7 protein-coding genes, 1 rRNA gene, 1 pseudogene and 2 riboswitches are annotated in these 10,466 nt (G+C 38.3%); of the genes and pseudogenes, 2 read left to right on the top strand and 7 right to left on the bottom strand.

Annotated elements, in window-relative coordinates; all coding sequences use genetic code 11:
• The 3 genes from WAK64_RS20920 to WAK64_RS20910 all read right to left on the bottom strand — a co-directional run.
• Positions 1 to 101, bottom strand: a 16S ribosomal RNA gene (locus WAK64_RS20920); the annotation flags it as partial.
• A 608-nt stretch (positions 102 to 709) separates the two neighbouring features.
• Positions 710 to 2,071, bottom strand: a complete 1,362-nt coding sequence (locus WAK64_RS20915; protein WP_336588934.1) for a DUF4179 domain-containing protein — start codon at positions 2,069 to 2,071, stop codon at positions 710 to 712.
• Positions 2,040 to 2,585, bottom strand: coding sequence for a sigma-70 family RNA polymerase sigma factor (locus tag WAK64_RS20910; protein ID WP_336588933.1), 546 nt, complete (start codon positions 2,583 to 2,585; stop codon positions 2,040 to 2,042). Before WAK64_RS20910 ends, WAK64_RS20915 begins: the two co-directional genes overlap by 32 nt.
• A gap of 208 nt (positions 2,586 to 2,793) precedes the next feature.
• Between WAK64_RS20910 and WAK64_RS22530 the strand changes: the two are divergent.
• Together WAK64_RS22530 and WAK64_RS20905 are read left to right on the top strand one after the other, a co-directional pair.
• A pseudogene (locus WAK64_RS22530) lies at positions 2,794 to 2,910 on the top strand (hypothetical protein); the annotation flags it as partial.
• A gap of 308 nt (positions 2,911 to 3,218) precedes the next feature.
• On the top strand, positions 3,219 to 3,542 hold the full coding sequence (locus tag WAK64_RS20905) for an aminopeptidase (RefSeq protein ID WP_336588932.1): 324 nt from the start codon (positions 3,219 to 3,221) through the stop codon (positions 3,540 to 3,542).
• Positions 3,543 to 3,682: 140 nt separating this feature from the next.
• Here the strand turns inward: WAK64_RS20905 and ptsG are convergent, their stop codons facing one another.
• From ptsG to guaA, 4 genes are all read right to left on the bottom strand, one after another.
• Positions 3,683 to 5,752: a glucose-specific PTS transporter subunit IIBC gene (gene ptsG, locus WAK64_RS20900; protein WP_336588931.1), complete on the bottom strand. Its 2,070-nt coding sequence runs from the start codon at positions 5,750 to 5,752 to the stop codon at positions 3,683 to 3,685.
• A 176-nt stretch (positions 5,753 to 5,928) separates the two neighbouring features.
• Positions 5,929 to 6,771 carry a glucose PTS transporter transcription antiterminator GlcT gene (glcT, locus tag WAK64_RS20895; RefSeq protein WP_336588937.1) on the bottom strand — a complete coding sequence of 281 codons (843 nt, stop codon included), beginning with the start codon at positions 6,769 to 6,771 and terminating at the stop codon, positions 5,929 to 5,931.
• A gap of 112 nt (positions 6,772 to 6,883) precedes the next feature.
• Positions 6,884 to 8,218 carry an NCS2 family permease gene (locus tag WAK64_RS20890; protein WP_336588930.1) on the bottom strand — a complete coding sequence of 445 codons (1,335 nt, stop codon included), beginning with the start codon at positions 8,216 to 8,218 and terminating at the stop codon, positions 6,884 to 6,886.
• 125 nt (positions 8,219 to 8,343) lie between these two features.
• Positions 8,344 to 8,445, bottom strand: a riboswitch (purine riboswitch).
• A 75-nt stretch (positions 8,446 to 8,520) separates the two neighbouring features.
• A complete protein-coding gene (guaA, locus tag WAK64_RS20885) occupies positions 8,521 to 10,041 on the bottom strand; it encodes a glutamine-hydrolyzing GMP synthase (protein WP_336588936.1) in 1,521 nt (506 codons plus the stop codon).
• A gap of 304 nt (positions 10,042 to 10,345) precedes the next feature.
• Positions 10,346 to 10,447: riboswitch (purine riboswitch) on the bottom strand.
• Between the last annotated feature and the right edge of the window lie 19 nt (positions 10,448 to 10,466).

Below are 10,466 nucleotides of genomic sequence, written 5' to 3'. Positions count from 1 at the left end.
GCTGACGTCAGGGGAGCAAGCTCCCCATCAATCCGCTCGACTTGCATGTATTAGGCACGCCGCCAGCGTTCGTCCTGAGCCAGGATCAAACTCTCCATAAAAGTAGTTTGACTTGCTCATGTTCGTGTAAGAACTTAGTTCTTACGTTTAGAATTAACGTTGACGTTTCGTCTTTTCAGTTTTCAAAGTTCAATTGGTGTCGTTTTGGCGACTCATTTATCTTACCACGCTCACCTTCTAAAAGTCAACAACTTTTTTAAAAAAGTTTTCCGTGCGCAAGATTTTTTCTCTCGTTCAAATGACGACTTAGCAATAATAACATCTACAATATAATGTCGTCAATAGAAAATACTAGATTAATAGATTTTATTTTAACTTGATCAGCAACAACCTCTGAATTCAACAATAGCGAACTCCTAACCAGTCATAAGAAACAGATCCTGACCGTATTTTTTCTATATCTATTTAAATGAAACGTTTTAAATATACATCCACTATTATTTAATTATAATCAATAATCGAACCACCAGGATCAATCATGCCATCCTCCATCCTATTACAAAGATTAAAATGTCGCACCTATTTGATGCGACACCTTAAATCATAGTGAAGAACACTACACAACCTAAATTGTCAAAGCTGACTATTCTCCATTTCACTCAACCGAAACAAAGTCGTTAGAGTAAAAATCTCCCTCTCCTACATTAATTTATTTTAAATCTATCATTACACTCTCTAATTCAACAGGAATATTCGAACTCAAAGAAGATAAATGCACCCTAAAAACATAATCCTCTGTATTAAAATCATTTATACCACTAATATCGAATGAACTTCTAAACCTCAGCTCATCCTTATCAAGTGTTTTAGTCGAATGTTCCATCACTTCCTGATAAATGTCTTTTTCTGATTTTTTCACTAATGTCACATCATGATCAGCGACCTGTTTAAAAAACAAGAAGTCTCTTTCTTTTTCGTTTCTCTTATTCAGTTGAAAGTCAATCACGACTTCCTTATCTCTCACATCCATTCGCTCAATCATTACAGATAGATCCTGTCGGTTTGATCGAACTTCAATAGGAGCGCTCGCTGTTACCTTTACATACTGGTCAGGCTCATAAATTGCTACTTTCGGTAGAATCTTTAAGTAACTTGTATCTTCTAATAAACCGGGGATAATAACTCTGCCTTTATCGATGATTTTGTCATCCTTTTCCATCGAGTCTAAACCAATTCTTGATGAAATTTGGATTGACTCACCTTGGTCATCATATAGCTCTAACCTGACTTGGTCGTGTTTTCCCTCACGCGGTGACGTGGCCGTATAATTAATGGTCGTTGATGCATTCCCTATAATTAATGAATCAACGTGTACCATCACATCGCCATCCTCTACTACCTGACTCATTTTATTCACTTCAATTGTTTCATAGGGTAGCTGCTGAATCGGAACATCAAACCTCCAACTTCCCTCTTTCCCACCAATTCTCTTCAGTTCAAATGGAAAGGTCGTATCAGCAGGTAGATCCATTTCAGGATAATATGTTTGCACCTGTCCCACGTATCCATCCCCTGACGGTTCCATATAGACGAGCTCCTTGCTGTCAGAAACTCCTTCGTCTCCATCAAAAATTTTATAAAAGCCTTCCACTCGACCGTTTTCTTCCTTCACTTCACCTTTCACAGTAAAGCTAATTCCCATTACAGCTCCATCATAATAGGCACTATTGATCGTGACATCGACTCCCTTATCGCTAGAAGTTTCATTTATCTCTGTGACCAATTGCTGTGAAGCTAAGCTTCTACCAATTCGGTCATTAAACGACTCATACAACCCTCCAATAATTGGGGTACCAGCCATTACATTTGAGATAGATGGGATAAAAAAGCTAGACGAAACAACAGCAACAGCTGCAGCTGTTGAAAGAATGATTCTCCAATTTTTACGACTCTTCCCCGATGAACCAGAAACACCATTCGCTTGTTGTACTCCTGCTATAATAGCGTTTTTTACAGCTCCTTCCGGCACCTGAATCTCCTCATATGTTTGTTGAAACTTTTCTTTGTCCATGCTTTCCCACCCCTTCTAATCGGCTTTTCAATTCTTTTTTCCCTCTTTGAAGATACGTCTTAACTGTATTCTCCGGGACTTCCATGACGCTTGCGATTTCCTTAATCGGGAAGTCGTGAAAATAAAATAAAATAACAGCGTCTCGATACGTACTTCGTAGGGAGCGGATCGCATCAGCTAAATCAATATAGTCAACATAACTTCCCTGTAAATCGCTAGATAGTTCTCCTACAACATCTAACGGAATGATATTTCCTTGTTTCCTTTTTAAATCATAAGCACTATTGATTAAGATCTTTATAAGCCACGTTAAAAAATAGTGCGGATTTTTCAATTGTCCTACTGCTTGAAATGCTTTAAAAGAAGTTTCTTGCACAATATCCAACGCGTCTTCACGATTTCCCGCATAAAGGAATGCCGTCCGATATAATTGTTCACTATGTATAATGAGAAGATCAGCAAATGCCTCTTTATTTCCTTTTTTCGCTTTTTTTATTAATGATAAATGCTTCATATCCTTCCTCCTTTCCCATTAGAGTGAAATTAACATTAAAAAGTTTCAAAAACTTTTATTTTATTAACATTTATGTGTACGGCGGAAAACAGATCTCTGTCATAGGCAATGTTAAATAGGAATGCTCCTACCGCTTGTTGAATATGATGGATATAAATTCAGTTGAAAGGAGAGTAGATGATTGGGAAGATTCTAACAGCAACTAGAACAATACGCAGAGCTCCTTATTCGCGTAGGTATCAAATTACAGGCAGGGCAAAAACGTATTATTTCTGCACCTATTTCCGCTACGCACTTCGCAAGAAAACGAACGAAAAAGGCATAAGAGCATGGCGCAAGAAGTATATCTCCCGATAAGATAAAATGCCTTCTCCTTTATGTAAGTAAGTTTTTATAAAACCCGAACCAATAAGGAGCTGACGGCAACATCTTATCACTGTAACAAAACAAGCAAATTAATTATACGACCAATACCATTGGACTCTTCACTAGACTGGACCAGGAACAGACACAACAATTGAGTTTGGTCAAGAAAGCAATTGAATCATGCTCAATTGGAGAATTATCAAAGGAATTCTTTCGTACCAAATTTACCGACAAAAGGGGATTTCACCATTCTAAGTAAAACATGGGTTGGCGTTAAAAGCTAAAATCCGCTCCATTACCATGGAACACCCTTTTTTAGATTTCCAGTTTGGGAAAGGTGTGATTTACACAACAATAGAAGGGTTCGAATCATTAACACAATTATTGACGAAAGATGAAGGGTCTTTCTTTTTGGGAGAAGTGGCGTTAGTCCAGCACGACTTCCTTAACAAATATCCTATTCATAATGTTTGTTTGACGAAAACGCTTCTTGCCTCTTTGGAAGTGCTCTTTCCATTTGTATCAAGGGCGCTAAAGCAAAAAACCTTTAAAATGAACGATAACCAGAGTATCACTCCTATTAGCTTTTGAATGGAAACAACAAATAAAACATCGACATGGTCAAATGGCTCTAGAAAGATCATTTTTCACAAAGGTTATCGGGAGATGAAGATAAAAATTATTTCCATCAAAAAAGCTCACCTCGCGAGGTGAGCTTTTCTTTCTTGCTATTATCGGATGCTAATGATATCCGCTTGCTTTAATGCTACCGCTCCTGCTTTTTCAATAATGACTTGCTCGCCTTCTTTTAAGTTCGTGAAGACAATTGGTGTCATAATTGAAGGTGCGTTGTTTTTAATATAGTCAAGATCCACTTTCAATAGCGCTTGACCAGCTTCTACAACATCCCCTTCTTGAACAAGAGTTTCAAATCCTTTTCCTTGAAGCTTAACCGTATCAATACCTACGTGAATAAGAACTTCGCGGCCAGCATCAGATTCAATTCCAATCGCATGCTTCGTCGGGAATACATTGACGATTTTACCGTTGACTGGAGATACGATCATGCCTTCAGAAGGAACAATAGCAAATCCGTCACCCATCATTTTACCTGAGAACACTTGGTCAGGTACTTCTGTAATCGGTTTTAATTCCCCTTTAATAGGAGAAATGATTTTTTCATTTTTTAACGCTTCTTCATTACGAATGGCTTTTGGTGTTACTTCCTCAACTTGTTGCTTCACTTCTGCCTCTGCATTGGTTTTTGCAGGACGAGGAGATTTCCCATTCATAACATCTTGCATTTGAGATTTCAGTGTATCTGATTTCGGTCCAAAAATAGCTTGAATGTTATCTCCTACCTCTAATACACCAGAAGCACCGAGTTGCTTAAGTCGGTTTTTATCAACGTTCTTCGCATCGTTAACAGAAACACGTAGTCGAGTAATACATGCATCTAAGTGAGCAATGTTTTCTTTTCCACCCATTGCGTCTAATACTTCATGAGCTAATTCGGAAGCTTCTACACTTTCACCTTCTTCAATTTCCTCTTCCTCACGACCTGGAGTCATTAAATTGAATTTACGGATTGCAAAGCGGAAACCGAAGTAGTAAATGACAGCAAATACTAAACCAACTGGAATAACTAGCCACGCATTTGTTTGCGGGTTAATCAATCCAAATAGAATATAGTCAATCAAACCACCAGAGAACGTCATTCCGATTTTAACATCTAATAAGTGCATCGTCATAAACGAAAGTCCGGCAAAGATTGTGTGTATAGCAAATAATGCTGGCGCTACGAATAAGAATGAGAACTCAATCGGCTCAGTAATCCCTGTTAAGAAAGAAGTTAACGCTGCAGAACCCATAATTCCTGCAACAATAACTTTACGTTCAGGACGAGCTTCATGATAAATCGCTAATGCTGCTGCTGGTAAACCAAACATCATGAACGGGAATTTACCTGTCATGAACGTACCAGCTGTTAGGTTTTGTACACCGTCTTCAATTTGCTTCATGAAGATCGTCTGGTCACCACGCACCACATCTCCAGCTAACGTTGTATATGAACCAAACTCAAACCAGAAAGGCGCATAGAAAATATGGTGAAGACCGAACGGAATTAACGCACGCTCAATCACACCGAAAACGAATGCTGCGAACACACGATTTTCACCTAACATAAAGTTAGAGAATGTATTTAACCCATTTTGTACAGGTGGCCATATGATTAGCATTGCTAACCCTAAGATTAAAGCGAAAACAGCTGTAACAATTGGTACGAAACGCTTTCCTGCAAAGAAGCCTAAGTAAGAAGGCAATTCGATTTTATAGTATTTGTTATACATCGTTGCCGCTAAAATACCAATGATGATACCACCGAACACTCCGGTTTGTAAGGTAGGAATTCCCAATACTAGAGCATAGGCTGGATCGACACCTTCACCCGTTACATCCCCAATACCAAGTCCTAATACGGTTCCCATCGTTACATTCATAATTAAGAAACCGACAATCGCTGCTAAACCAGCAACTCCTTCTCCACCAGCTAGTCCAACAGCAACCCCAACGGCAAATAGAAGAGCTAAGTTTCCAAAGATAATACCACCGGCTTCTTTCATTACGCTAGAAACCATGACAATCCAATCTGCTTCAAGGAATGGAGCAAATTGAATCAGCGTTGGATTTTGAAGCGCTGCCCCAAGTGCTAGCAAAATACCAGCTGCTGGTAAAATCGCTACCGGAAGCATAAGCGCTTTACCGACTTTTTGTAAAACACCAAATGCATTTTTAAACATGTGAGTTTCCTCCCTTTATTAGGTTAGAAGTTATAAAACGATGCATAAACGCAAAAAAGACATGGGCAAAGAAGATACAAAAATGGTCATAGAGGTAGCATACCCCAATATACCAAATTCATAATCAACTTTACTCATGCCTGATCGAATCAGTAACACATAAAGAATGATAAGAACTATTTAATTTTCTTTTGAATACGCTGCAGATGCATAGTTAAATAAACGGCTTCTGCATCATATACAGTTTTTTTCAGCGTTTGCTGCATCATTTTGATGAGCTTCCATGAGAGATTATAGCACAGAGGATACTCTTTTTTCAATAACTTTTCAATTTTTTCTGGCTCCTCTACCTTCTCCCCTCTCACCACCCGTTCAATCGTATACCGTAGGTGCCGAACTAACCGCAAATAATCAACACTCTCCTTATCAAGCTTAATTTTAAATTGCTCTTCAATTCTATCTATTAGGCTTGATACTAGCTGAGAATGCTGATTCACTTCGGATATTTTTTTATCGACCATCGCACTATGAATATGAAGCGCAATAAATCCAATTTCTCCTTCTGGAAGTTGGACGGAAGCCAATTCATTAATGAGCTCGATGACTTCACGAGCAATTTCATATTCAAAAGGATAGAGTACTTTCGTTTCCATTAAAAAAGGGTTGTTAATAGCAAGCCCTCTCATTAGGCGATGAATAGCAAATAAAATATGATCGGTTAACGCAACATGGATATGTTCATTTAAAAACGTATTTGTTCGTTCTCGAATCAATTCAATTGCGGAAATAATGACATGTAGCATTTCTTCATCTAAATAAGGAAGGAGTTTTTTATATTGTTCTTGCTCTGTTTCATTTTTTAACACGAAGGTTTTTTCGACCGTTTCACCATGAATATTATTGCCCACTTTTTGATTAAAGCCAATGCCTTTTCCGATTAGAACGACTTCTTCGTACTGGGGATGGACACCAATCAGGACATTATTATTCAAAACCTTCTTCACTTTATAGTTTTCCATCATTTTCTCCTAACTTTCCACTTTCTGTTTCGTCCAAATATGTATTTTCATTGTACTAAAAGACTACCAAAAAAACACCTCTCAATTTCGAGAGGTGCTTAATTGGAATATTTTACACTAAAAAGATAAAGTACAGGACAAAAATGATAAACATGAAATACATGATCGGATGAATATCTTTCATTCGTCCTTTCATAATCATCGTAATAGGATAGAAAATAAAACCAATCGCAATTCCTGTTGCAATACTATACGTTAACGGCATGGCAATAATCGTTAAGAAAGCGGGAACCGCCACCTCGAACTTATTCCAATCGATCTTCCCGAGCGACGATACCATTAGTACACCAACAATAATTAAAGCGGGCGCTGTCACAGCTGCTGTAATCACTTCTAGTAACGGGAAAAAGAAAAGTGATAAAAGAAAAAATCCTGCGGTTACAACGGATGCAAACCCTGAACGAGCCCCTGCTGCCACCCCTGCTGATGATTCAATATAAGAGGTTGTAGTTGACGTACCTAAAATCGCCCCTACTACTGTTGCACTTGAATCTGCTAATAATGCTTTTCCGGCACGAGGTAATTTATTGTCCTTTAGTAAATTTGCCTGATTCGCGACAGCAACGAGTGTTCCCGCCGTGTCAAAGAAATCAACAAAAAGGAATGTTAAAACGACTACAAGCATTTGAACGGTGAATAAACTAGCTGGATCATTAAATAACGGTTCTAACGCTGCGCCAAAAGTTGGCTCTAAACTAGGAACAGAATCTACGACTTTTTCTGGTGTATCAACAACACCAACTAACATCCCTGCCACTGCCGTAACGACGATTCCAAAGAAAACGCCACCTTTTATACCTCTTGTCATAAACATAACTGTAACGATAATTCCGAAAATAGCTAATAATGTTGAGCTATTTGTCAAATCACCAATCCCTACTAATACAGCATCATTATTGACAATAATATTAGCATTTTGAAGACCGATAAAAGTAATGAATAATCCAATACCTGCTCCAACCGCATATTTTAATTCAGCTGGTATAGCATTAATAATCTTCTCTCGAATCCCTGAAACGGTTAGCACGATAAAGATTAGTCCTGATACAAGTACTCCTGTTAAGGCTGATTGCCACGAGATCCCCATTGTTAAGATCACTGTATAAGCAAAGAAAGCATTCAGCCCCATTCCTGGTGCTAGTGCAATTGGATATTTTGCCAATAATCCCATAATCAACGAACCAATCGCAGCGGCTAAAGCCGTTGCAACGAACACCGCTCCGTAATCCATTCTCATTGCATCTGGTAAATCTGGTATAGATTGAAGCGAAAGTGTCAACGGATTGACGACTAAAATATAGGCCATCGATAAAAAGGTTGTTAATCCACCGATAAACTCACGGCGATAATTCGTCCCTAGTTCTTCAAACTGAAAAAACTTTTTCATTATACTTCCTCCAATTTATCGTCGCAATAAAAAACGCTTTGAACCTACCGGCTCAAAGCGTTGACTTTAGGTGATGGAAAAATAGAGAAAGAGAATAATAAATATCATAAATGCGTGTTCACTCTCTATTCGTTCCATTACCTCGTAGTCAAGCTATTTACGGTAGCTCGGTAGAAACTTTCGGGCCTTATTCCCGAGATTATACGACGTAATCTATCAAATTCACTTATTATCTTATCAGGATAATAGCAGAGCGTCAAGAAAAACACGAACATTTTTTATTATTCTTATTTTATCGTTCGTTATTCCCACTCGATTGTCGCAGGTGGCTTACTCGTAATGTCATACACGACACGATTAATGTGATCGACTTCATTCACAATTCGAGTCGAAATAACTTCAAGTACTTCCCAAGGGATTCGTGCCCAGTCAGAAGTCATGCCATCAATTGATGTAACAGCCCGAATACCAATTGTGTAATCATACGTTCTTTCATCTCCCATCACACCAACACTGCGAATATCAGGGAGGACAGTGAAGTATTGCCAAATATCACGGTCTAATCCTGCTTTTTTAATTTCCTCACGCAAAATCGCATCAGATTCACGAACAATCTCTAACTTATCTTCACTAATGGCTCCAAGTACTCGAATCCCTAACCCTGGTCCTGGGAACGGTTGACGCCATACGATGTCATCTGGGATACCTAACTCTGTTCCTAATGCACGAACTTCATCTTTAAAAAGTGTATTTAATGGCTCAATTAATTGAAATGCCATATCTTCAGGTAAGCCGCCGACATTATGGTGGGACTTAATTGTTTGGGCAGTTGCTGTACCACTTTCAATAATATCTGTATACAACGTTCCTTGTGCTAAAAAGTCAATTCCCTCTAATTTTGCTGATTCGTCATCAAAAACATAGATAAATTCATTCCCAATAATTTTACGCTTTTGTTCAGGGTCAGATACACCTTCTAACTTTTGAAGGAAACGATCTTTCGCGTCGACTTTGATCACGTTCATATTAAACCCTTTAGAGAAAGTGTTCATCACATCTTCTGCTTCACCTTTACGAAGAAGACCGTGGTCAACAAAAATACAAGTTAATTGGTCCCCTATTGCTTTGTGAATTAGAACCGCTACTACGGATGAATCAACACCGCCACTTAAGGCACATAACACTTTTTTATCCCCGACAGTTGCGCGTATTTTTTCCATTTCCACTTCAATAAAGTTTTCCATTGACCAGTTACCTAGACACTGGCACACTTCAAACACAAAGTTTTTGATGACTTCGTTTCCATATACTGAATGACGAACTTCTGGGTGAAATTGAACAGCATATAGCTTACGAGTTTCATCACTCATGGACGCAATCGGGCAAGATGGACTTGTTCCATTTATCGTAAAACCAGCTGGTGCTTCCACAACAAGGTCTCCATGGCTCATCCATACGACTTGTTCATTTGGAAGCTCTTTAAATAAAGCGGACGGTTCGGTCATTTCCATTGTTGCTTTCCCATATTCTCTATGTGTAGCTCTTTCAACTTTACCGCCAAAATGTACAGTCATCAGCTGCATCCCATAGCAAATCCCTAGAATCGGTATTCCAAGTTCAAAGATTTCCTCATCACAAGAAAAGGCATTTTCTCCGTAGACAGAATTCGGACCGCCAGAAAAAATAATTCCTGCTGGATTCATTTCCTTAATTTCTGCTGCTGTAATGGTATGTGGGTGTAATTCACTATAAACCCCCATTTCCCTAATTCTTCTTGTAATTAATTGATTATACTGACTGCCAAAATCTAATACGACTACCATTTCCTTTTGCTGAAGTTCTGCTTTACCTGTCACACTACTCACCCCATATAAAGTATTCGATATTCATTAGAAAGCAAACGTTGTTTAAGTTTGATCATCAAACTGAAGTAGACAAAACAGCGTTTATCTTGAACCTACAACTCGGTATCCTGTTACATAACGTCAAACCTAGTTTGACCCACTCCGTAAAGAAAAAACAATTACTTCTTAACGAAACTTTTTAATAAATTGACTATAAAAATAAAAAACTAGAATCCTCGCCTTTAACAAAATAAAGGCAGAATTCTAGTTTACTTCTAACAAGCTACAAGAATACTGCCTTCATAGTCAGACCATTTACGGTGATCCGGTAGAGACTCTCGATCCATATTATCGAGGATATACGAAGGTTTAGTTCTTTTTGAATTTGTCTTATTTTAAACCTT

Origin of the sequence: Bacillus spongiae, assembly GCF_037120725.1 — a bacterium.
GTDB classification, from domain to species: domain Bacteria; phylum Bacillota; class Bacilli; order Bacillales; family Bacillaceae_K; genus Bacillus_CI; species Bacillus_CI spongiae.
This window is presented reverse-complemented; position numbering and strand designations above follow the sequence as displayed.

What these genes read in the sequence shown, in the direction of transcription:
- WAK64_RS20915 (WP_336588934.1), bottom strand. Translation starts at nt 2,071, where the DNA reads ATGGACAAAGAAAAGTTTCAACAAACATATGAGGAGATTCAGGTGCCG.
- WAK64_RS20910 (WP_336588933.1), bottom strand. Translation starts at nt 2,585, where the DNA reads ATGAAGCATTTATCATTAATAAAAAAAGCGAAAAAAGGAAATAAAGAG.
- ptsG (WP_336588931.1), bottom strand. Translation starts at nt 5,752, where the DNA reads ATGTTTAAAAATGCATTTGGTGTTTTACAAAAAGTCGGTAAAGCGCTT.
- glcT (WP_336588937.1), bottom strand. Translation starts at nt 6,771, where the DNA reads ATGGAAAACTATAAAGTGAAGAAGGTTTTGAATAATAATGTCCTGATT.
- WAK64_RS20890 (WP_336588930.1), bottom strand. Translation starts at nt 8,218, where the DNA reads ATGAAAAAGTTTTTTCAGTTTGAAGAACTAGGGACGAATTATCGCCGT.
- guaA (WP_336588936.1), bottom strand. Translation starts at nt 10,041, where the DNA reads ATGGTAGTCGTATTAGATTTTGGCAGTCAGTATAATCAATTAATTACA.